Consider the following 22,836-nt stretch of genomic DNA (forward strand, 5'->3'; position numbering starts at 1 on the left):
TGTGTCTGCTCGCCGCTAGATGCGGACCTGGACGGCGCGCGCGAGGCGGTCGTGGAGGCCGCGGCCGTCGCGGTCCCAGATCAGCGCCGGGATGACCAGGGCCAGCAGCAGCGTGCGCACGACCACCCGGACGATGCCGAGGCGGCCGCCGTCCTCCGCGACCACGCGCAGGCCCAGGACCCGCTTGCCGGGCGTGAAGCCCACGGTGCCGACCGTCAGTACGGTCAGGGCCACGAAGAGGCCGAGGGTCCAGTTGCCCGCGGCGCCCAGGTTTCCCCCGGTGATCAGCCCGTACGCGATGAGCTGGCAGCCGATCCAGTCGAGGGCCACGGCTCCGATCCGGCGCCCGAAGCGCGCCACGGAGCCGGGGCCCTGCTGCGGCAGGCCGAGCCGCTGGCCCGGATAGCCGAAGTCGACGCCCATCTCCTCGGCGGCCGCCTTGGGGCCGGAGAGCCAGGATCCGATTGCCTGTCTGTTGTCCACCCGACCACGGTACCGGTGGCGCCTCACGGCGCTCCGCCCGGACCCTGGTTAACTTGTGCGAAACAAATGGGTCATGCTTGGGAAATCCCGTCTGCTTATGGTCGGGTCAGCGTGCGGCACCGCACTGACGCACCACGAGCTATAAAGCCCGTCCCTCCCCCGGGGTCGGGAGTAGGAGGAGTTGGATGTTCCAGAACGCCGACGAAGTCAAGCAGTACATCGAGGAGAACGACGTCAAGTTCGTCGACGTCCGCTTCTGCGACCTGCCTGGTGTGATGCAGCACTTCACGATCCCGGCGCGGGCATTCGACCCGGCGGAGGAGCTCGCCTTCGACGGATCCTCGATCCGCGGCTTCCAGGCGATCCACGAGTCCGACATGGCCCTGCGCGCCGACATCACCACCGCGCGCCTGGACCCCTTCCGTCGCGACAAGACGCTGAACATCAACTTCTTCATCCACGACCCGATCACGGGTGAGGCCTACAGCCGCGACCCGCGCAACATCGCGAAGAAGGCCGAGGCGTACCTCGCCTCCACCGGCATCGCCGACACCGCGTTCTTCGGTCCCGAGGCCGAGTTCTACATCTTCGACAGCGTGCGCTTCGCGACCACCGCGAACGAGGGCTTCTACCACATCGACTCCGAGGCCGGCGCCTGGAACACCGGTTCCGAGGAGAACAACCGCGGCTACAAGGTCCGCTACAAGGGCGGCTACTTCCCGGTCGCCCCGGTCGACCACTTCGCGGACCTGCGCGCCGAGATCTCCCTGGAGCTGGACGCCCAGGGCCTCCAGGTCGAGCGCCAGCACCACGAGGTCGGCACCGGTGGCCAGGCCGAGATCAACTACAAGTTCAACACGCTGCTGGCCGCGGCCGACGACCTGATGCTCTTCAAGTACATCGTGAAGAACGTCGCCTGGAAGAACGGCAAGACCGCGACCTTCATGCCGAAGCCGATCTTCGGTGACAACGGCTCGGGCATGCACGTCCACCAGTCGCTGTGGGCCGGCGGCGAGCCGCTGTTCTACGACGAGGCCGGCTACGCGGGCCTGTCGGACACCGCCCGCTACTACATCGGCGGCATCCTCAAGCACGCCCCGTCGCTGCTCGCCTTCACCAACCCGACGGTGAACTCCTACCACCGCCTGGTGCCGGGCTTCGAGGCGCCGGTCAACATGGTGTACTCGCAGCGCAACCGCTCCGCCGCCATGCGCATCCCGATCACGGGCTCGAACCCGAAGGCCAAGCGCGTCGAGTTCCGCGCGCCGGACCCGTCCTCGAACCCGTACCTGGCCTTCTCGGCCCTGCTCCTCGCGGGCCTCGACGGCATCAAGAACAAGATCGAGCCGATGGAGCCGATCGACAAGGACCTCTACGAGCTCTCCCCGGACGAGCACGCGAGCGTCCCGCAGGTGCCCACCAGCCTCGAGGACGTCCTCAAGGCCCTGGAGGAGGACCACGAGTACCTCCTGGCCGGCGGTGTCTTCACCCCCGACCTGATCGAGACCTGGATCGACTACAAGCGCACGCACGAGATCGCCCCGATCGCGCAGCGTCCGCACCCGCACGAGTTCGAGCTGTACTTCGACCTCTAAAATGCCTGATGGGAGGCCCCCCGCCACGCTCCACGGAGCGAGGCGGGGGGCCTTTTCGCTTTGACAGGTGAGCCAGGCGGAGTGAGGGTGGAAATGACCTAAAGGCCTGATAAGCGAGACATGTTCGGAGGTGCATGAGGATGCGCCGTAGGATCGTTGCGGCAACCATGGCCGGAGCCGCAGGAATCGCCATAGGTCTGCTCCCCGTAGCCAGTGCTTCGGCCTCGGTCGTCGCCGGCAGTGGCGGCGGGAACGGCGGCTACGACTGCTACCGGTACCCCTCACACCGCTCGGACGCCCGGTGGGACTACTGCTGCAACCGCGACTGGCGCGACCGGCCCAGCTGGTGCTGGGACAACGCGGGTGTCGGCGGCGACCGCGGCTACTGGCGCGACAACAACTGGCGCGACTCCGACCGGCGCCACAACAACTGGCACGACGACGCGAACTGGAACAACTCCGGCCGCGGCGGCAACGGCCACTGGAACGACTGGGGCAACGGTCGCGGTGGCAACGGTGACTGGGGCGACGGTCGCGGTGGCAACGGTGACTGGGGCAATGGCCGCGGTGGCAACGGTGACTGGGGCGACGGTCGCGGTGGCAACGGTGACTGGGGCAACGGCCGCGGTGGCAACGGCGACTGGGGTGGCGGCAACGGCGGCGGCAACGGTGGCGGCGGCTGGGGTGGTGGCCACTGACACCGATCAGACCACGGAGGGCCGTGGGACCGGGGCGATGCCCCTGCGGCGCTGGTTCAGCGCAGCAGGGGCATCGCGCCTGTGAGGTCGCGCAAGCACAGCACCGCGAGCTCGGCGGGGGAGCCGGGCCCCGAGACGGGAGCGTCCGTCCGCGACCACAGCTCCAGCGCCACCCTGATCGAGTCCGTGGCGGCAGCGGCCAGCAGCCGCACCTCCCGCAGATCCGCGTCCGCCCCCGCCAGCCGGCCGATCACCGGGAGCAGGCGCTCCTCGGAGTCCTGGTTCACCCGGTACCAGACCGCCCGCAGGGCCTCGTCGCCCGCCGCGGCGCGCAGCAGGCCGCGGGTCACCTCCAGACCCTCCTCGACCGCCTGCGGGCCGCTCAGCGACCGGATGACGGCGCGTTCCAGGGCCTCGCCGAGAGGGGTGCCCGGCTCCTCCTCCGCGAGCAGGGCGCGCCAGGCGTCGCCGCCGCCCGCCAGCAGCGGGGCCACGGCCTCCTGCTTGTTGCGGAAGTAGCGGTAGAAGGTGCGCAGCGCCACGCCCGCCCGGTGGGCGATGTCCTCGGCGGTGGTGCCGTCGGGGCCGTGCTCGGCGAACAGCTCACAGGCGGCGCGGGCGATGTCGAGCTGGGTGGCCGCCTTGCGGCGCTCGGTCAGCGACCGGGCGGCGGGGCCGGCCTGGGCGGCGTAGGGACGAGGGGAACTCACGGAAGCAGCCTATCGTTCGCCTCCTTCACCCAGACATTTTTTGACAGCATGACAAAACGTGCCATGCCTTCGGTACGCTCACGCCATGAACCGTTACGAAGGACGCCGGGTCCTCATCACCGGCGGCGGCTCCGGCATCGGCCGCGCCACCGTCCACCGCCTCCTCGCCGAGGGCGGCCGGGTCCACGCGGTGGACGTCGGCGAGGCCGGCCTCAAGGCCACCGCCGACCACGCCGCCGCCGCGGGCCACGAAGACCGGCTCACCACCGCGCTCCTCGACATATCCGACGAGAGCGCCGTAAGGGAAGGCGTCGCCGCCGCGACCCGCACCCTCGGGGGGATCGACGTACTCGTCAACGCGGCGGGCATCCTGCGCTCCGCGCACACCCATCGGACCACGCTCGAGCTGTGGAACCGGGTCATCGCGGTGAACCTGACCGGGACCTTCCTGATGATCCGCGAGTCCCTGCCGGCCCTGCTGGCCGCCGACCGGCCGGTCGTCGTGAACTTCAGCTCCACCTCGGCGTCCTTCGCCCACCCCTACATGTCCGCCTACGCGGCCAGCAAGGGCGGCATCCAGTCCATGACCCACGCGCTGGCCGCCGAGTACAGCAAGCAGGGTCTGCGCTTCGTCAGCGTCGCGCCCGGCTCCATCGAGAGCGGTATGACCACCGGCAGCGGCCCCGGCCTGCCCGAGGACACCGACTGGTCCCTCTTCACCAAGCTCGCCCCGGCCATCGGACAGGGCTTCGCAGGCCCCGAGACCGTCGCCGGCGTCGTCGCCATGCTCGGCTCCGAGGACGGCGCCTTCATCACCGGCACCGAGATCCGCATCGACGGCGGCACCCACTGCTGAACGGGGACGTCAGCCCCTGAACCGGGCCCACAGCCGGGGGAAGCGCTCCGCGAGAACGGCCTCGTTCTCGAAGTCCAGCGGGGTGCCCTCCGGCTCCGCCGCCTGCAACGCAATGCCCAGGTCCGGGGCCACCGCCCCGGTCAGCTGCTCGTACGCCTCGTCGGCCGCGTACCCGAGCTCCTCGCCGTCCCCGTCGATCTCCTCGTCGAAGTCGCCCAGCAGCTCCGCCAGATGGTCCGGGTCGTGCACCCCGCCCTCGAAGACCTCCCGGCCCTGGCCGATCAGCCAGCAGCGGAAGTAGTCGAAGGCGTCGTCGCTCGCCCCGTCGAGCAGCACCCAGGCCGCACCCCACAGGTCCCAGGTGTACGCCCGGTTGTACCGGGACTCGAAATGCCGGGCGAAGTCCAGGACGGAGTCCGGATCGAGCTGCGCCAACCGCTCCACGAGCAGCTCGGCATGCTCCTCGGGGTCGCCGTCGGCGGCCTCGCGGGTACGGTCGACGATCTCCCAGAACTCCGTTTCGTCCATCACGGCTCCAGCATCACGGCTGCGCCCCCGCGCCGCCACCGCGTGTGCGTCGAAGGGCTGGTTCCGCCCTTGGAAAAGCCGGGAGGCGGCCCGCCCCCTGGGGACGGACCGCCTCCCGGCACGGTCGTGCGCACGGCTCAGAGGCCGTAACGCTCCCGGGCCTCCTTGACCGCGGACGCCGGTACCTCGCCGCGGCGGGCGAGCTGGGCCAGGGCGGCCACCACGATCGACGGGGCGTCGACACCGAAGTGGCGGCGGGCGCCCTCACGGGTGTCGGACAGACCGAAGCCGTCCGTGCCCAGCGAGGTGTAGTCCTGCTCCACCCACTGGCTGATCTGGTCCGGGACCTGGCGCATCCAGTCGGACACGGCGAGGACCGGGCCGGCCGCACCCTCCAGCGCGCGGGTGACGTACGGGGTGCGCACCTCGCCGCGCAGCAGCGCCTCGTCGCACTCCAGCGCGTCGCGGCGCAGCTCGCCCCAGGAGGTGGCGGACCAGACGTCGGCGGCCACGTTCCAGTCGGCGGCGAGCAGCTGCTGCGCCTCCAGGATCCAGTGGATCGCGGTGCCCGAGGCCATGAGCTGGATCTTCGCGGCGTCGGCGGCCGGCGCGTTCTCCAGGTCGGAGGCCTGGTTGAAGCGGTAGAGGCCCTTGAGGATGCCTTCCTCCACGCCCTCCGGCATGGCCGGCTGCACCTTCGGCTCGTTGTAGACCGTCAGGTAGTAGAAGACGTCCTCGGGCTGCTCGCCGTACATGCGCCGCAGACCGTCCTTGACGATCACCGCGATCTCGTACGCGAAGGCCGGGTCGTAGTTGAGCGACGCCGGGTTCGTGGAGGCGATCAGGTGCGAGTGGCCGTCCGCGTGCTGGAGGCCCTCACCGGTCAGCGTCGTGCGGCCCGCGGTGGCGCCGACGATGAAGCCCTTGCCGAGCTGGTCGGCGAGCTGCCACATCTGGTCGGCGGTGCGCTGCCAGCCGAACATCGAGTAGAAGATGTAGAACGGGATCATCGGCTCGCCGTGCGTCGCGTACGACGTGCAGGCGGCGATGAAGTCGGCCATGGCGCCGGCCTCCGTGATCCCCTCGTTGAGGATCTGGCCGTCCTTGGCCTCCTTGTAGTACATCAGCTGGTCGCGGTCGACCGGCTCGTACGTCTGACCCAGCGGCGAGTAGATGCCGGCCGACGGGAAGAGGGACTCCATACCGAAGGTACGGGCCTCGTCGGGGACGATCGGCACCCAGCGCTTGCCGGTCTCCTTGTCCCGCATCAGGTCCTTGACGAGGCGGACGAAGGCCATGGTGGTGGCCATCTCCTGCTTGCCGGAGCCCTTGATGAGGGGGGCGAAGGAGCGCTCGGCCGGGGCGGGCAGGGCCACGTGGTGGACCTTGCGGGCCGGTGCCGGACCGCCGAGGGCCGCGCGGCGCTCGTTGAGGTACCGCACCTCGGGGCTGTCCGCACCGGGGTGGCCGTACGGGACCTTGCCGTCGGCGAAGGCGCTGTCCGGGATCGGGAGTCCGAGCAGGTCGCGCATGCCCTTGAACTCGTCGATCGTCAGCTTCTTCATCTGGTGGTTCGCGTTCTTCGACTCGAACCCGGCACCCAGGGTGTAGCCCTTGACGGTCTGCGCCAGGATGACCGTCGGCGCACCCTTGTGCTCCAGGGCGGCCTTGTACGCGGCGTAGACCTTACGGGGCTCGTGGCCGCCGCGCGAGGTGTGGAAGCACTCGGCGATCTTCGCGTCGGAGAGCAGGCCGCCGAGGGCGACCAGCTCGGCGTTGGCGCCGAAGAAGTGCTGGCGGATGTAGGCCACGTCGCGGGTCGCGTACGTCTGGAACTGCGCGTCCGGTACCTCGCGCAGGCGGCGGACGAGGGCGCCCGTCGTGTCGAGCCGGAACAGCTCGTCCCAGGCGCTGCCCCACAGGGTCTTGATGACGTTCCAGCCGGCGCCGCGGAACTGGGCCTCCAGCTCCTGGACCACACGGAAGTTGGCGCGGACCGGACCGTCGAGGCGCTGCAGGTTGCAGTTGATCACGAAGGTCAGGTTGTCGAGCTGCTCGCGGGAGGCCAGGGCCAGGGCGGCGGTCGACTCGGGCTCGTCCATCTCGCCGTCGCCGAGGAAGGCCCAGACGTGCGAGTTGGCGGTGTCCTTGATGTTCCGGTTCTGCAGGTAGCGGTTGAAGCGCGCCTGGTAGATCGCGGAGAGCGGGCCGAGGCCCATGGAGACCGTGGGGAACTCCCACAGCCACGGCAGGCGCCGCGGGTGCGGGTAGGAGGGCAGGCCGTTGCCGCCGGCCTCCTGGCGGAAGTTGTCGAGCTGCTGCTCGGAGATCCGGCCGTCGAGGAAGGCGCGGGCGTAGATGCCGGGGGAGGCGTGGCCCTGGATGTAGAGCTGGTCGCCCGATCCGTCGGCCTCCTTCCCGCGGAAGAAGTGCTGGAAGCCGGTCTCGTACAGCCACGCGGCCGAGGCGAAGGTGGCGATGTGGCCGCCGACGCCGTACTTGGAGCCGCGGGTCACCATGGCCGCCGCGTTCCAGCGGTTCCAGGCGGTGATCCTGGCTTCCATCGCCTCGTCACCCGGGAACTCGGGCTCCGCGGAGGTGGGGATGGTGTTGACGTAGTCCGTCTCCAGCAGCTTCGGCAGGGCGAGGCCGGCGGCCTCGGCGTGCTGGAGCGTGCGGCGGAGCAGGTATTCGGCGCGGCGCGTACCGGCGGCCTTTGCGACGGCGTCGAGGGAGGCCGCCCATTCGGCGGTCTCCTCGGTGTCGCGGTCCGGGAGCTGGTCGAGCTCGCTCGGAAGCTTTCCTACGGGGTCGGACATCGCTGTGCGCCGCCTTCCGGACAAAGGAGAGGTGGTGAAGAAAATCCCTGACGGGCAGGACAGGGTCGATGGACCTGGTTGAGGTCCGCGACGACTGTAAATCCCTGATCGATGATCGATCAAATAAAAGTGACAAAGAAACGTCGTTCTGGCGAAAGTCGGCACCGGGTGCCAGTTAAACGGGCACGCGGTGCCGGGCGAATCGGGGCGTAACGGCCGCTCAGGCCCGGGGCGCGCATCCCAGGACGTGCCGCTTCACCAGCACGCCGATGTCCGGATCCCGACTGCGGAAGGCCTCGACGAGCGCCTCGTGCTCCTCCGCGTAGGACTTCTGGACGGTCCCCAGCCAGCGGATGGACAGGGCCGTGAACACCTCGATGCCCAGGCTCTCCCAGGTGTGCAGCAGCACGCTGTTCCCGGCCGCCCGCACCATCTCCCGGTGGAAACCCACCGTGTGCCGGACCTGCGCCGTGCCGTCCGAGCTGCGGTCGGCCTCCCACAGAGCCGCCACGTGCGGCTCCAACGCCGAGCAGTCGGCCGCCAGCCGCGGCGCCGCCAGCTCGGCCGCGATCTGCTCCAGACCCGCCCGGACCGGGTAGATCTCCTCCAGGTCGGCGGCGGAGAGGTTGCGCACGCGCACGCCCTTGTTCGGCGCGGACTCGATCAGCCGCAGCGTCTCCAGCTCGCGCAGGGCCTCCCGTACGGGGGTCTGGCTGACCTCCAGCTCCACGGCGATACGCCGCTCCACGATCCGCTCACCGGGCTTCCAGCGTCCGCTGACGATCCCCTCCACGATGTGCTCGCGGATCTGCTCGCGCAGCGAGTGCACGACGGGTGGGGTGATCATCGGGGCTTCATCTCCTGGTGGGTGTGCAGGGTCGTGCGGGGCCTGATGCGTAGACAATACGGCGGCGCCCCCGCCCGGGAGTATCCCGGACGGGGGCGCCGACAGTGAGGCTGGTTACAAGCCGTTCGGCTCAGAGGCCGAGCTCGACCTCGAACTCGCCGGCCTCGAGGATCGCCTTGACCGCGGTGAGGTACCGGGCCGCGTCCGCGCCGTCCACCAGACGGTGGTCGTAGGACAGGGTCAGGTACGTCATGTCGCGGATGCCGATGTTGGTGCCCTCGGCGGTCTCGATGACCACCGGGCGCTTCACCGTGGCACCGATGCCCAGGATGGCGACCTGGTTCGGGGGCACGATGACCGTGTCGAACAGCGCACCGCGCGAACCGGTGTTGCTGATGGTGAAGGTCGCGCCCGACAGCTCGTCCGGCGTGATCTTGTTGCCGCGGACCTTGGCGGCCAGGTCGGCGGTCGCCTTCGAGATGCCCGCCAGGTTGAGGTCGCCCGCACCCTTGATGACCGGGGTCATCAGGCCCTTCTCGGAGTCGACGGCGATGCCGATGTTCTCCGAGTCGAAGTAGGTGATGGTGCCCTCGTCCTCGTTGATCCGGGCGTTGACGACCGCGTGGGCCTTCAGCGCCTGGGCAGCGGCCTTGACGAAGAACGGCATCGGGGACAGCTTGACGCCCTCGCGGGCGAGGAAACCGGCCTTGGCCTTCTCGCGCAGCTTCATGATCTTGGTGATGTCCACCTCGACCACGGAGCTGAGCTGCGCCTGCGAGTGCAGGGCCTTCATCATGTTGTCGCCGATGACCTTGCGCATGCGGGTCATCTTGACCGTCTGGCCGCGCAGCTCGGAGACCGCGGCGGCCGGGGCCTTCGCGGCAGGAGCGGCAGCCGGCGCCGGAGCGGCGGCAGCGGCCTTGGCGGCGGCCAGGACGTCCTGCTTGCGGATACGGCCACCGACACCGGTGCCCGAGACCGCGGACAGGTCCACGCCGGACTCCGAGGCGAGCTTGCGCACCAGCGGGGTCACGTACGCGCCCTCGTCACCGGCGGACGCCGGAGCCGGGGTCACCGGAGCCGGAGCGGCCACCGGAGCCGGAGCGGCCACCGGGGCGGCAGCCTGCACCGGAGCCGGAGCCGGAGCCGGAGCCGCGGCCGGGGCGGGCTGGACCGGTGCCGGAGCCGCGGGGGCGGCGGGAGCCGGGGCAGCGGGAGCCTCGGCAGCGGGAGCCTCGGCAGCGGGGGCCGGGGCGGCGGCCGGAGCCGGGGCGGCCGGGGCGGCACCGGCGACGCCGATGACGGCCAGACGGGCACCGACCTCGGCGGTCTCGTCCTCGCCGACCAGGATCTCCAGCAGCGTGCCGGAGACCGGCGCGGGGATCTCGGTGTCGACCTTGTCCGTGGAGACCTCGAGCAGCGGCTCGTCGGCCTCGACCGACTCCCCGACGGCCTTCAGCCAACGGGTGACGGTGCCCTCGGTGACGGACTCGCCCAGGGCGGGCAGCACGACATCGGTGCCCGAGGCGGCAGGGGCGGCGGCAGTCTCGGCGGCGGGCGCCTCGGCGGCCGGAGCCGGAGCCGCGGGGGCCTCGGCGGCAGGGGCGGCGGGGGCCTCGGCAGCGGCCGGCTCGGCGGCAGGGGCCGCGGCCGGGGCGCCGGAACCGTCGTCGATGACGGCCAGCTCGGCGCCGACCTCGACGGTCTCGTCCTCGGCGACCTTGATGGAGGCCAGGATGCCGGCGACGGGCGACGGGATCTCGGTGTCGACCTTGTCGGTCGAGACCTCGAGCAGCGGCTCGTCGGCCTCGACGCGCTCGCCCTCGGCCTTCAGCCAGCGGGTGACAGTGCCCTCAGTGACGCTCTCGCCGAGCGCCGGAAGGGTTACGGAAACCGACATGGTTTCTGTTGCTCCTTACGAAAGTGCGGAAGTGGTCGTCGCGCCCGGGACGAACTAGTCGTGCGAGTGAAGCGGCTTGCCGGCCAGGGCCAGGTGGGCCTCGCCGAGCGCCTCGTTCTGGGTCGGGTGCGCGTGGATGAGCTGCGCGACCTCGGCCGGCAGGGCTTCCCAGTTGTAGATCAGCTGGGCCTCGCCGACCTGCTCGCCCATCCGGTCACCGACCATGTGGACGCCGACCACGGCACCGTCCTTGACCTGGACGAGCTTGATCTCGCCCGCGGTCTTCAGGATCTTGCTCTTGCCGTTGCCCGCCAGGTTGTACTTGAGGGCCACGACCTTGTCCGCGCCGTAGATCTCCTTGGCCTTGGCCTCGGTGATGCCGACGGAAGCGACCTCGGGGTGGCAGTAGGTCACGCGCGGGACACCGTCGTAGTCGATCGGGACGGCCTTGAGACCGGCCAGACGCTCCGCGACCAGGATGCCCTCGGCGAAGCCGACGTGCGCGAGCTGGAGGGTCGGGACGAGGTCGCCCACGGCCGAGATCGTCGGCACGTTGGTCTGCATGTACTCGTCGACCAGGACGTAGCCGCGGTCCATCGCGACGCCCTGCTCCTCGTAGCCCAGGCCCTGGGAGACCGGCCCGCGGCCGACGGCGACCAGCAGCACCTCGGCCTCGAAGGTCTTGCCGTCGGCCAGCGTCACGCGGACGCCGTTCTCCGTGTACTCGGCCTTGTCGAAGAAGGTGCCGAGGTTGAACTTGATACCGCGCTTGCGGAAGGCGCGCTCCAGCAGCTTGGAGCTGTTCTCGTCCTCGACCGGCACGAGGTGCTTGAGGCCCTCGATGACGGTGATGTCGGAGCCGAAGGACTTCCACGCCGAGGCGAACTCGACGCCGATGACGCCGCCGCCCAGGACGATCGCGGACTCGGGCACGCGGTCCAGGACCAGCGCGTGGTCCGAGGAGATGATGCGGTTGCCGTCGATCTCCAGGCCGGGCAGGGACTTCGGCACGGAGCCGGTCGCCAGCAGGATGTGGCGGCCCTGGATGCGCTGGCCGTTCACGTCGACGGAGGTCGGCGAGGAAAGGCGGCCCTCACCCTCGATGTACGTCACCTTGCGGGAGGCGACCAGGCCCTGCAGGCCCTTGTACAGGCCCGAGATGACCTCGTCCTTGTACTTCTGCACACCCGCGACGTCGATGCCCTCGAAGGTGGCCTTCACGCCGAACTGGGCGGCTTCGCGCGCCTGGTCCGCGATCTCACCCGCGTGCAGCAGAGCCTTCGTGGGGATGCAGCCGTTGTGCAGGCAGGTGCCGCCGAGCTTGTTCTTCTCGATCAGGGCAACGTCCAGACCCAGCTGGGATGCGCGCAGCGCTGCGGCGTAACCGCCACTGCCACCGCCGAGGATCACTAGGTCGAAAACGGTGCTGGCGTCGTTCGCCACGTCACGTCCTCCATGCATGTGCGCCGGGCACCGGTCCTCTGTGACCGGGCGGCGGCTGGTAATCGGCCGCTGTTTCTTCGGCCCTGTGGTGGGGGCCCTGTCCTGCCGAGAACCCATCTTCGCATTTGTCGGGGGAACGCGGGACGCCGGGCCCACGTTGTGAGAGGGCGTTCTCTCCCAAGCCGGGGTTACCGCTGCGTAGAAACCTACGGATTTCGTTGTCGGCTGAACACACCCCGGGGCCCGCCGGGCCCCGGGGTGCGTCACGCGTCACACCGGTGCGTCAGCCGAGGTCGCCGGTGGCCGTACGCTCGGCCAGCCGCACCAGGGTGCGCACGGCCGAGCCGGTGCCGCCCTTGGGGGTGTAGCCGTGCGGCGCGCCCTCGTGGAAGGCCGGGCCGGCGATGTCGAGGTGGGCCCAGGTGATGCCCTCGCCGACGAACTCCTGAAGGAAGAGGCCGGCGACCAGGCCGCCGCCCATGCGGACACCCATGTTCGCGATGTCGGCGGTGGGGGAGTCCATGGTCTTGCGCAGCTCGGCGGGGAGCGGCATCGGCCAGGAGGACTCGCCGACCTCCTCCGCGATCTCGTGGATCGAGGTGCGGAAGGCGTCGTCGTTCGACATGATCCCGAAGGTCCGGTCGCCGAGGGCCAGCACCATCGCGCCGGTCAGGGTGGCGACGTCGACGATCGCGTCCGGGGTGTCCTCGGAGGCCTTGGTCAGCGCGTCACCGAGGACGAGGCGGCCTTCGGCGTCCGTGTTGAGGACCTCGACCGTCTTGCCGCTGTACATGCGCAGCACGTCGCCGGGCTTGGTGGCGGAACCGGACGGCATGTTCTCGGCGAGCGCGAGCCAGCCGGTGACGTTGACCCGCAGGCCCAGCTTCGCGGCCGCGACGACGGAGGCGAAGACGGCGGCGGCGCCGGCCATGTCGCACTTCATCGTCTCGTTGTGGCCGGCCGGCTTCAGGGAGATGCCGCCCGAGTCGTAGGTGATGCCCTTGCCGACGAAGGCGAGGGTCTTCTCCGCCTTGGGGTGCGTGTAGGTCAGCTTCACCAGGCGCGGCGGGTTCTCGGAACCCTTGCCGACGCCCATGATGCCGCCGTAGCCGCCCTTGATCAGGGCCTTCTCGTCCAGCACCTGGACCTTGACGCCGTTCTCCTTCGCGGCCGCGGAGGCGACCGCGGCGAAGGCCTCGGGGGTCAGGTCGTTCGGCGGGGTGTTCACGAGGTCACGGGCGACGTTGACCTCGGCCGCGACGACCGCGGCGCGCTCGGCGGCGGCCTTGTGCTCCTTGTCGCGCGGCTTGGCGCCCAGCAGGGCCACCTCGGCGAGCGGCTGCTTCGGACCGGAGTCCTTGCCGTTGCCGGCCTTCTTCTCGCCGCCCTGGTAGGCGGTGAAGGCGTACGCGCCCAGCAGCGCGCCCTCGGCGACGGCGGTGACGGCGGAGGCGTCCTCCAGCGGGAGGGCGAAGCCGGCCTTCTTGCTGCCGTGCAGCGCGCGGGCGGCGGCGCCGGCGGCGCGGCGCAGCACCTCCTCGTCGAACGACTCGTCCTTCTCGGGGACGGAGCCGAGCCCCACCGCCAGCACGACCGGGACCTTGAGGCCTGCCGGGGCCGGCAGCTTGGTGACCTCGCCTTCGGCACCCGAGGCGCCGAGTGCGTCGAGGACACCGGCGAGCTTGCCGTCGAACGCCTTGTCCACGGCCTCGGCGCCCGCGGCGACGATCGCACCCTTGGGGCCCTTGGCGACACCGACGACGAGGGCGTCGGCGCGCAGCGTCGCCGCGCCGGCAGTGCTGAGAGTCAGAGCAGTCACGGTGGTGAAGTCTCGCTTCCGTTTGTGTGTGTGGGCCGAGTGGGTGGACGGCCATCCGTGGCGATCGTATTCGGGGCCCGACGGCCGCCTGAAAGGAGCCTACGCGCACGGCTCGCCCGTACGTCACTCGAAGGTTTGGCAAGTTGTTCGATCAAGAAGCCGCCAGGTTCACCCATCCGTGGACTCTGCTCCAGGTTTGCCCCGTAGACCTGACGAGGTCCGAAAGACTCGGTCCACTCTCGCAAGGGGACGCGGGGTTCCTTTGCATGATTTCCACAGAGCCTCCCCGGCCCGGCCGACCGCCAAGGGCCGTGTCGAGGGATGCCTGCGGGGGGAAAGGCCGAAATGGTCAACAAGAACCGGATGAACAGGCTGGCCGCCGTCATGGCCGCGGCCGCCCTGGTGTCCGTGGCAGTACCCGCCGCGACCGCCCGGGCGGCCGTGGCACCACCGCGGATCGACCTCAAGGTGCTCGTCGTCGACGACGGCGGCAGCTCGGTCGAGGCGATCACCGCGGAGCTCCGGGACACCGGAGTGCCCTACACCCGCGTCCAGCTGGGCAGCGCGGGCCGCCCGGTCATCAACGCGGCGTTCCTCAGCGAACCCGCCGACAGTGCGACCGGCCGGCCGCGCGCCAAGTACCAGGGTGTGGTCCTGCCCAACGAGAACCCCTTCGGCGAGGGCTCCGCCGAGATGGCCGCGCTCACCGCGTACGAGACGGCGTACGGGATCCGCCAGGTCGACGCCTACACCTGGGCCCATCCGGGCGTCGGGCTGGAATACACCGACAACGGCGGCTTCGCGGGCCAGCTCGACGGCACCCAGGCCGCCGTCACCACCGCCGGCAAGGCCGGCCCCTTCGCCTACCTCGGCGGGCAGCTCACCTTCGAGGACAATTCCGCCCTCGTCCCCGAGAGCTACGGCTACATGGGCAAGCCGCGCCCCGGCTACACCAGCTACGTCGACGCCCCCGTCGGCTCCGGCCGGGCCTCGCTCGTGGGCGAGTACACGCACGACGGACGCAGCGAACTGGTCGTCACCTTCGGCTACAACCAGTACCAGCAGCAGTTCCGGCTGCTCGCCCGCGGCATCGTCGACTGGCTGACGCAAGGGGTGCACCTCGGCCAGAGCCGCAACTACTTCGCGGTCCACGTCGACGACGTCTTCGCCCCCGACGCCCGCTGGAACAAGGAGCTGAACTGCACCCCGGGCGACTACGCCTGTGCGGGCGGCGAGGGCAAGGAGAGCACCATCCGGATGAGCGCCGCCGACGCCGTGTACGCGGCGCAGTGGCAGACGTCCAAGAACTTCAAGCTGGACATGCTCTTCAACGGCGGCGCCGGCGAGGAGTGGAAGGCCGAGAACGGCGGCGTCGACGCGCTGACCGCCCAACTCGTCGCCGACCGCGCCAAGTACCGGTGGATGAACCACACCTACACCCACCCGTTCCTCGGCTGCGTCCAGAACACCGCCGTCACCCCGTGGACCTGTACCAAGGACGCCCAGGGGGTGGTCCAGTACATGAGCCGCGCCGAGATCTCCGCCCAGATCCGGGACAACAACAACTGGGCCGCCTCCAAGGGCATCACCCTCGACCGGTCGGAGCTCGTCACCGGCGAGCACTCGGGCCTGAAGACCGCTCCGCAGCAGCCCGTGGACAACCCCAACCTGGCCGGCGCCCTCGCCGACAACGGGGTCAAGTGGGCCGGCAGCGACAACTCCCGCGAGCCCGCCCAGCGGGCGATCGGCTCGACCCTCACCGTCCCCCGGCACCCGATGAACGTGTACTACAACACGGGCACCAACGCCGAGATGGCCGACGAGTACAACTGGATCTACACCAGCCGCGCCCACGGCGGGAGCGGCGTCTGCGAGGACAACCCGGCGACCTCCACCTGCCTGCCGGCCCCCCTGGACGTCAACACCGGCTACCTGGACCACATCGTCCCGGCCGAGGCCCGCACCGCCCTGCGGCACGTCCTGGCCAACGACCCGCGGCCGCACTACGTCCACCAGTCCAACCTCGCCGAGGACCGGACCCTCTACCCCGTGCTCAACCAGGTCCTCGACACCTACCGCGCCCTCTACGCACCCAGTGCGCCGATCGTCAACCAGTCCATGAAGGACACCGGCGTCGAGCTCCAGCGCCGCGCCGCCTGGGACAAGGCGCTCGCGGCCGGCAAGGTCACGGCCTACCGCATCGGCAACGACGTCACCATCAAGGCACCGTCCGGAGTCGTGGCCCCGGTCACCGCCCCCAACGGCACCAAGAAGCAGATGCTGCTCGGCACGTCGGACTTCGGCACCGCCTACGCCGGCAACCGCTCCGCCTGGACCGGCCCCGAGCTGCTGCAGAGCGCCGTCACGCTCAAGCTGCCCAGCTGACCCACCGGCCGACCACCACCGGTAACACCTACTGCCGGCGCTCCGCGATCCCGACGGGCGCCGGCCCCTTTTCCGTCCTGGGGGGACACACCGCATGAGTCATGGGCGTCATGTCACCATGCTCACCGAAGGCACCTATCCACACGTTCACGGGGGCGTCAGCACCTGGTGCGACCAACTGGTCCGCGGCATGCCGGAGGTCGACTTCAACGTCATAGCCCTGACCGGCTCAGGCCGCGAGCCGGTCACCTGGGAACTGCCCCGCAACGTCTACCGGCACACGGCCGTCCCGCTCTGGGGCCCACCGCCCGGACGTGGCCGCCGGTCGGCCCTGCGCGGCAGGGCCCACCGCCGCTTCACCCAGGTCTACGAGAGCTTCCTGCTCTCCCTGCTCCACCCGTCGGCCGACCCCGCCGACCGCACCTTCTCCGAGGCCCTGCGCGAACTGGCCGTCCTGGCCCGCGCCGGGAAACTCGCCCCGGCCCTGCGCTCCGAATCGGTTCTGCGCCTCCTGATGAACGTCTGGACCCGGCCAGGGCTCTGCACCGCCGAGGCGGCACCCACCATCCACGACGCGCTCACCGCGACCGACCTGCTGGAGCACGCGCTGCGTCCGCTCGCGGTGCGCATCCCGCCCGACAGCGTCGCCCACGCCGTCAGCAGCGGCCTCGCCACCCTTCCCGCCCTCGCCGCCAAACACCTCGACGGGGTCCCCTTCCTCCTCACCGAGCACGGCATCTACCTGCGCGAGCGCTATCTCGGCTACCGCACCGCCGAACAGCGCTGGCCCGTCAAAGCGCTCATGCTCGGCTTCTACCGCGAGCTCAACACCGAGGGATACCGCCAGGCGGACCTGATCACCCCCTGCAACCAGTACAACCGCCGCTGGGAGGAACGCGGGGGCGCCGACTCCGAGCGGATCCGCACCGTCTACAACGGCGTGGACCCGCACGCCTTCCCCGAGGCCGGCCCCGAACCGGACGTGCCCACCCTCAGCTGGTGCGGCCGCATCGACCCGATCAAGGACCTCGAAACCCTGATCCGGGCCTACGCCTTCATGCGCGAGGAGATGCCCGCCCTGCGGCTGCGCCTCTTCGGCCCCGTCCCGGCCGGCTGCGAGAACTACAGGCTGCGCCTGGAGAAACTGGCCGCCGAACTCGGCGTGACCGACGGCATCACCTACGAGGGCCGCATCGAGAAGGTGGCCCGGGCGTACGCGGCCGGCAGCATCGTGATGCTCTCCTCCATCAGCGAGGGCTTCCCCTTCAGCATCATCGAAGCGATGTCCTGCGGCCGCACCACCGTCTCCACCGACGTCGGCGGGGTCCGCGAGGCCGTCGGGGACACCGGCCTGGTCGTCCCGCCCCGCGAACCCGAGACCATGGCCCGCGCCACCCTCGCCCTGCTCCGCGACGACGAACGCCGCGCCGAGCTCGGCCGGATGTCCCGCCGACGGGTCGTGGAGAAGTTCACCCTCCACCAGTCCGTCGACGGCTTCCGCCACATCTACCGGGAACTCGCCGGCCAGCCCCTCCTGCCCGTCCACGCGGGCGACGCCTGGACCCAACGGCTCGCCGACCCCTGGTACCGCGAACTCGCGGCGATGGGACGCCCCCAGGCGGAGTCCGGAGAAGGCAGGGTCTGGTGAGCGGATCCCTCTGGCTCAAACCCCCCGGTCCCGGCTCCGGCCCGGACTCCGGAACGCTCCCGGCGATCCCCCGGCAGCGCGCCGGGGACCCCGGCCCCGCCGCCGACCCGATGGAGGAACTCGCCGAACGCCTCGACGCGTTCATCGCCTCCGCCGTCCACCCCGACGAGATCGCCGCCGTCCTCGAATCCGACGGCATGACGGACGAGTACATCCGGCTCACCTACGGCCGCCACGACTCCTTCGCCCTCGCCGAGGAGCTCTACGCCCGCGTGCCCCGCTCCTTCCCGGAGCCGGGGCCCGCCCCCGACCCCTGGAAGGTCTCACTCACCGCCTGCCTGCTGCGCGGCGTCATCTTCGCCCTGCCCGGCCTGGCCTACCTCCTGGGCGCGCCGCTCCTCGAAGGCCCGCCGGACCGTCTCGGACTGCCCGCCGGGACGCTGACGCTGCTCGCCGGAGCCCTCATCGGCTGGGTCTGGGACCAGACCCTGTCGCACCGCGCCTACTCCTGGCTCGGCCTCGGCGACCGGGCCGCCGCCGGGCGCACCCTGCTCGTCGGCGCCCCCGTCGGAGCCCTGCTGGGCACCGCCGCGGCGCTGTCCGTACCCGGCGGGCCGCCGTTCTCCTACGCCTTCGCCGCCGGACAGGCCCTCTACGTCGGCGCCGCCACCGTCCTGCTGGTCCTCGGCCGGGAACGGGTCCTCCTCGCCGCTCTCGCCCCCATGGCCGCCGGGGCCGTGACCGTGCTTTTCGTCGACCTGCCCGTTCCGGTACGGGTGGCCCTCCTCCTGGTGTCCCTGCTGGCCGCCTGCGCCCTGGCCGTACGGGAACTCCCGCTGGCCGACGGGCTCCGGACGGCCGCGCACCGGATCCGGGACCGGTCGGCCCGCCGCCCCGCGCGCGTCGGCCCCGTGCGCTGGCAGATGCTGCGCGGCGCCGAGGAGGAGTACACACCCCGCGGGCCCCGGCTCGGGGACTCGGTGCCCTTCGGCGTCTTCGGCCTGGGCACCGGTCTGCTCGTGCTCTACGCCGCCCTGGGCGAGGTACTCGCGGGAGGCCCCGCCGAGGCCGTCGGAGCGCCCGCGGCGGTGGCCCTCACCCTCAGCATGGGCCCCGCCGAATGGCTCCTGCACCGCTTCCGCAGCGGCACCCTCTCCGGGCTCCAGGGGGCCCGCTCGCCCCGCCAGTTCCGGCGCCGGATGCTCGCCACCCTCACCCGCTGCCTGGGCGTCTACCTGGCGGTGCTGCTGGTCCTCGGCGTGACCGGAACCCTGCTGTGGCCCGGAGCCCCCGGACTCACCGGGGTCCGCGTCGCCGCCCTGCTGCTCCTCGGGGCGGTGATGTGGAGCGGACTGCTCCTGCAGTCCTTCGGAGCCGTCCGGCCCGCGGCCGTGGTCTGCGCCTCGGCCGCCGTCGCCCAGAGCCTGGCGCTGCTGACCGAGCTGGGACAGCCCCGGGTCGTCCAGCTGGCCGTTGCGGGTACGGCCGCGGCGGCGCTGGCCGTCCTGGTCTGCCTGCTCCTCGGCCGGGCGACCGCCCACCGATGAGGCACGAGACGTACAACAAGACGAAACGGACGAGAAGAAGGACCCCATGCTGCTGGTGCCCCTGTACGAGCATCCCGCCGACCGGCCCGAGGCCTGGGAACGGCTGATCCGCTGCGCGGACCGGCTCCACTCGGTGGTCCTCAACCCCGACAACGGGCCCGGTGCCACCCGCGACGAGCGGTTCGCCCTCGTCGCCGAGCGGCTCCGGGAAGCCGGCGTACCCGTACTCGGCTACGTCGACACCGACTACGGGCGGCGCCCGCACGCCGCGGTGGTGCAGGACCTGCTGCGCCACCGCGACTGGTACGCCACCGACGGGGCCTTCCTCGACCAGGCCTGCGCGGACCCCGAACTGCTCCCGCACTACGGGCGGCTCACGGTCGCCGCCCGGGCCTCGGGCGCCCGCACCCTCGTCCTCAACCACGGCGCTCACCCGCACCCCGGCTACGCGGAGCTCGCCGACCTGCTCGTCACCTTCGAGGGGCCCTGGGACGCCTACCGGGACGCGGAGGCGCCCCCGCCCTGGACGGCCGACCACCCCGCCCAGCGGTTCTGCCACCTCGTCTACGGCGTCCCGCCCGGCGAACTCGCCGCCCGGCTCGCAGGGGAACTGGCCGCGCAGCGGGGTGCGGGCGTGCACTGCGCCGTCTCCGGAACCGGCCCGCACCCGTGGGGGACCCTCCCGTACGCCCTGGAGACGGCCGGATGAGGACGTCACGGCCGCTGCGGCTCCTGCTGGTCCTGCCCCTCCTGCTGCTCGCCGCCTGTACGGCAGAACCGGACGGCGACGGCGACGACGTACCACACCGCTGGCCGGAACTCGCCCCCGGGCAACGCTGGCAGCCCCCGCCCGGCACCGACTGGCAGTGGCAGCTCACCGGCAGGCTCGACACCTCGGTGAAGGCACCCGTGTACGACGTCGACGGTTTCAACACCACCAAGGAGCAGGTCACCGCGCTGAAGAAGGCCGGCCGCAAAACCATCTGCTACCTCTCCACCGGCGCGTGGGAGGACTTCCGGCCGGACGCAGAAGCGTTCCCGCGGGACCTCCTCGGCAAGGGCAACGGCTGGGAGGGGGAGCGCTGGCTGGACGTCCGGCGCGTGGCGGAGCTGGAACCGCTGATGGCCAAGCGGTTCGACATGTGCCGGGACAAGGGCTTCGACGCGGTCGAGCCGGACAACATGGACGGCTACAAGAACACCACCGGCTTCCCGCTCACCGCCGACGACCAGCTGCGCTACAACCGGCTGATCGCGAAGCTCGCCCACGACCGGGGCATGTCCGTCGGCCTGAAGAACGACCTCGACCAGATCCCCCAGCTCGTCGGTAACTTCGACTTCGCGGTGAACGAACAGTGCGCGCAGTACGACGAGTGCGAGCGGCTGACCCCCTTCATCGAAGCGGGCAAGGCCGTCTTCCACGCGGAGTACGAACGGTCGACGTCGAGCTTCTGCCGGGAGTCGAAGACGCTGAAGCTCAGCTCGATCCAGAAGCGGTACGACCTGGACGCGTGGCGCAAGACCTGTCGTTAGACCTGCGGGTCCGCTCCACCGACCCGGCCGGACCCCGGCCGGCCGAGGGGGTCCGCCCCGGCACAGCCGGTCGCGGGGCCGGGGCGGAGCCCGGGAAGCGGCGGAGGGGCGGGCGGGGACAGTCGGCGGTCAGGCCCACGGCAACACGGCGTGGACGCGGTAGCCGCCGCCGAAGCGGGGGCCCGTGGAGCAGGAGCCGCCCAGGGCCGTGGCCCGCTCCCGCATGCCGAGCAGGCCGTGGCCACCGCCCGGCTCGGTGTCGGCGGGCTCCGTGCCCCCGTCGTCGAGTACGGTCACCTCCACCGACGGCCCGACCCGGACCACGCTCACCTCCGCCCGCGCTCCCGGCCCCGCGTGCTTGCGCACGTTGGTCAGCGCCTCCTGGATCACCCGGTACGCCGCCAGGTCCACCGCGGCCGGCAGCGGACCCGTCCCGCAGTCCAACTGGACGATGACCTCCACCGGCAGCCCGGCGTGCCGGAAGGTGTCCACCAGCTCGTCGAGGACGCCCAGCCCCGGCGCAGGCTCCGTCGGCGCCTCCGGGTCACCGGACTGCCTCAGCAGGCCGACGGTCGCCCGCAGCTCGTTCAGCGCCGACCGGCTGGCGTCCCGTACGTGCGCCAGCGCCTCCTTGGCCTGGTCCGGGCGCTTGTCCATGACGTGCGCGGCCACCCCGGCCTGCACGTTGACGAGGGCGATGTGGTGGGCCACCACGTCGTGCAGGTCCCGGGCGATCCGCAGCCGTTCCTCCGCGACCCGCCGCCGGGCCTCCTCGTCGCGGGTGCGTTCGGCACGTTCGGCCCGCTCCCGGATGGCGTCGACGAAGGCCCGCCGGCTGCGCACGGCGTCCCCGGCGGCCGCGGCCATGCCGGTCCAGGCGAAGATCCCGAGGTTCTCCTGCGCGTACCAGGGCAGCGGCCCGGCGAGCATCGCGACGCCCGTCAGACCCGCCATGGTGAGCAGCCCGATCCGCCATGTCGTCGGCCGGTCGGTGAGGGCCGCCACCGTGTAGAGGGCGATCACCGTGCACATGGCGACGGGCGCCCGCGGCTCCCCGGTGGTCAGCTCCAGCAGCGAGAGCCCGCACGCCACCGCGAGCACGGCGATCGGCTGCCGGCGCCGGAACACCAGCGCGGCCGATCCGAGCAGCATCAGCAGCAGGGAGAAGGGCTCGGGGGTGCGCGTCCCGAAGGTGGGCCCGTGCGGACCGTGCGGATCGGCGAAGGAGCCGACGACCATGGCGACGAGCGCGCCGAACGCCAGCACGGCGTCGGTGGCCAGCGGATGGGCCCGCATCCACTGCCGGGTGGGGGCGAACCGCCCGAGGTCTGTCGTCACCCCGATACGGTACGGCCTGCCGGGACGCCGCTCAGGGCGGAGGGCCCTGCCGGACCGGGACGCGGGAGCGCACCGGGCCCCACTGGGACCGGACCACGCAGACGGCCATGACGGTGGCGATGGCCGCCAGGTGCTCCTTGCCCGCGAGGTTGTTCTTGATCAGCACCTCGCCGATCATCGCGAGGATCACCAGGGCTCCGGTCAGGTACGCCCGGTAGCGCCAGCAGAGGTAGACGGCGAGGCCGACCACGGCCGCCGAGGGCCCGGTGTCGTTGACGATGCGGTCGGAGACCGGCAGGCCGAGGGGGTGTTCCGGTCCCAGCGCGAGGCCGAGGCGCGCGTACGTGGTCCCGGCGAGGGTGGCGAGGTAGCCGATCACCAGCGTGCGCCGCCAGCCGATGCAGATCTCCGCGATGCCGAACACCAGCCCCACCTGCGCGAGCGCCCCCCACACCGGCAGGTCGAGGGCCGGGACGAACAGCGACAGGGGAGTGCGCAGCAGGGCCAGCCAGAACGGGTCCGCGGCCCTGACCGACCCGAGGTCCTGTACCGGCTGGAAGCCCCACGAGGTGTTCTGCACGAGCTGGAAGACCGAGGTCAGGAAGACCGCGCCGAGGGTCATCGGGACGGCCCGCCACCTGTCGCGGACCAGGGCTTCCCGGACGGTCCGGTACATGGGGCCCCACT

At 71.3% G+C, this 22,836-nt stretch carries 18 protein-coding genes; 8 read left to right on the top strand and 10 right to left on the bottom strand.

The window, feature by feature from the left end:
* Positions 1–15 precede the first annotated feature (15 nt).
* Positions 16–483 (bottom strand): RDD family protein, encoded by a 468-nt coding sequence (locus tag ACZ6JS_RS06995; protein WP_469296315.1) that lies wholly within the window; start codon positions 481–483, stop codon positions 16–18.
* A 185-nt stretch (positions 484–668) separates the two neighbouring features.
* On the opposite strand from ACZ6JS_RS06995, the gene glnA reads away from it, so the two are divergent.
* Both glnA and ACZ6JS_RS07005 read left to right on the top strand, forming a co-directional pair.
* Positions 669–2,078 (top strand): type I glutamate--ammonia ligase, encoded by a 1,410-nt coding sequence (glnA, locus tag ACZ6JS_RS07000; protein WP_030654817.1) that lies wholly within the window; start codon positions 669–671, stop codon positions 2,076–2,078.
* Between the two features lie 140 nt (positions 2,079–2,218).
* Positions 2,219–2,776, top strand: a complete 558-nt coding sequence (locus tag ACZ6JS_RS07005; RefSeq protein WP_469296317.1) for a hypothetical protein — start codon at positions 2,219–2,221, stop codon at positions 2,774–2,776.
* Positions 2,777–2,832: 56 nt separating this feature from the next.
* Here the strand turns inward: ACZ6JS_RS07005 and ACZ6JS_RS07010 are convergent, their stop codons facing one another.
* Positions 2,833–3,486, bottom strand: coding sequence for a TetR family transcriptional regulator (locus ACZ6JS_RS07010; protein ID WP_469296318.1), 654 nt, complete (start codon positions 3,484–3,486; stop codon positions 2,833–2,835).
* An 85-nt stretch (positions 3,487–3,571) separates the two neighbouring features.
* Here ACZ6JS_RS07010 and ACZ6JS_RS07015 point away from each other — a divergent pair, with 85 nt between their 5' ends.
* The gene (locus ACZ6JS_RS07015) at positions 3,572–4,342 is read left to right on the top strand and encodes an SDR family NAD(P)-dependent oxidoreductase (RefSeq protein WP_469296319.1); all 771 of its coding nucleotides are present in this window, start codon (positions 3,572–3,574) and stop codon (positions 4,340–4,342) included.
* Positions 4,343–4,351: 9 nt separating this feature from the next.
* Here ACZ6JS_RS07015 and ACZ6JS_RS07020 read toward each other — a convergent pair whose 3' ends face one another.
* The 6 genes from ACZ6JS_RS07020 to ACZ6JS_RS07045 form a co-directional block, all read right to left on the bottom strand.
* The gene (locus ACZ6JS_RS07020; protein ID WP_469296455.1) at positions 4,352–4,870 is read right to left on the bottom strand and encodes a DUF4240 domain-containing protein; all 519 of its coding nucleotides are present in this window, start codon (positions 4,868–4,870) and stop codon (positions 4,352–4,354) included.
* 137 nt (positions 4,871–5,007) lie between these two features.
* Positions 5,008–7,689 (bottom strand): pyruvate dehydrogenase (acetyl-transferring), homodimeric type, encoded by a 2,682-nt coding sequence (gene aceE / locus ACZ6JS_RS07025; RefSeq protein WP_469296321.1) that lies wholly within the window; start codon positions 7,687–7,689, stop codon positions 5,008–5,010.
* 220 nt (positions 7,690–7,909) lie between these two features.
* Complete coding sequence (locus ACZ6JS_RS07030) at positions 7,910–8,533, bottom strand: GntR family transcriptional regulator (protein WP_030654838.1); 624 nt, start codon at positions 8,531–8,533, stop codon at positions 7,910–7,912.
* Positions 8,534–8,666: 133 nt separating this feature from the next.
* Complete coding sequence (gene sucB / locus ACZ6JS_RS07035; RefSeq protein ID WP_469296323.1) at positions 8,667–10,436, bottom strand: 2-oxoglutarate dehydrogenase, E2 component, dihydrolipoamide succinyltransferase; 1,770 nt, start codon at positions 10,434–10,436, stop codon at positions 8,667–8,669.
* 54 nt (positions 10,437–10,490) lie between these two features.
* On the bottom strand, positions 10,491–11,879 hold the full coding sequence (gene lpdA, locus ACZ6JS_RS07040) for a dihydrolipoyl dehydrogenase (protein WP_392066384.1): 1,389 nt from the start codon (positions 11,877–11,879) through the stop codon (positions 10,491–10,493).
* 283 nt (positions 11,880–12,162) lie between these two features.
* A complete protein-coding gene (locus tag ACZ6JS_RS07045) occupies positions 12,163–13,698 on the bottom strand; it encodes a leucyl aminopeptidase (RefSeq protein ID WP_469296325.1) in 1,536 nt (511 codons plus the stop codon).
* Positions 13,699–14,043: 345 nt separating this feature from the next.
* On the opposite strand from ACZ6JS_RS07045, the gene ACZ6JS_RS07050 reads away from it, so the two are divergent.
* From ACZ6JS_RS07050 to ACZ6JS_RS07070, 5 genes are all read left to right on the top strand, one after another.
* Complete coding sequence (locus ACZ6JS_RS07050) at positions 14,044–16,083, top strand: hypothetical protein (RefSeq protein ID WP_469296327.1); 2,040 nt, start codon at positions 14,044–14,046, stop codon at positions 16,081–16,083.
* A 94-nt stretch (positions 16,084–16,177) separates the two neighbouring features.
* Positions 16,178–17,731: a GT4 family glycosyltransferase PelF gene (gene pelF, locus ACZ6JS_RS07055; RefSeq protein WP_469296329.1), complete on the top strand. Its 1,554-nt coding sequence runs from the start codon at positions 16,178–16,180 to the stop codon at positions 17,729–17,731.
* Positions 17,728–19,278 carry a hypothetical protein gene (locus tag ACZ6JS_RS07060; protein ID WP_469296330.1) on the top strand — a complete coding sequence of 517 codons (1,551 nt, stop codon included), beginning with the start codon at positions 17,728–17,730 and terminating at the stop codon, positions 19,276–19,278. Before pelF ends, ACZ6JS_RS07060 begins: the two co-directional genes overlap by 4 nt.
* A gap of 46 nt (positions 19,279–19,324) precedes the next feature.
* Positions 19,325–19,987, top strand: coding sequence for a spherulation-specific family 4 protein (locus ACZ6JS_RS07065; RefSeq protein ID WP_469296332.1), 663 nt, complete (start codon positions 19,325–19,327; stop codon positions 19,985–19,987).
* On the top strand, positions 19,984–20,811 hold the full coding sequence (locus ACZ6JS_RS07070) for an endo alpha-1,4 polygalactosaminidase (RefSeq protein ID WP_469296333.1): 828 nt from the start codon (positions 19,984–19,986) through the stop codon (positions 20,809–20,811). The genes ACZ6JS_RS07065 and ACZ6JS_RS07070 overlap by 4 nt, the downstream gene beginning before the upstream one ends.
* Positions 20,812–20,940: 129 nt before the next feature.
* Here ACZ6JS_RS07070 and ACZ6JS_RS07075 read toward each other — a convergent pair whose 3' ends face one another.
* Positions 20,941–22,107: a sensor histidine kinase gene (locus ACZ6JS_RS07075; protein WP_469296457.1), complete on the bottom strand. Its 1,167-nt coding sequence runs from the start codon at positions 22,105–22,107 to the stop codon at positions 20,941–20,943.
* Positions 22,108–22,180: 73 nt separating this feature from the next.
* Positions 22,181–22,825: a hypothetical protein gene (locus ACZ6JS_RS07080; RefSeq protein ID WP_469296458.1), complete on the bottom strand. Its 645-nt coding sequence runs from the start codon at positions 22,823–22,825 to the stop codon at positions 22,181–22,183.
* Positions 22,826–22,836 lie beyond the last annotated feature (11 nt).

The organism is Streptomyces sp. NPDC046349 (genome assembly GCF_055587885.1).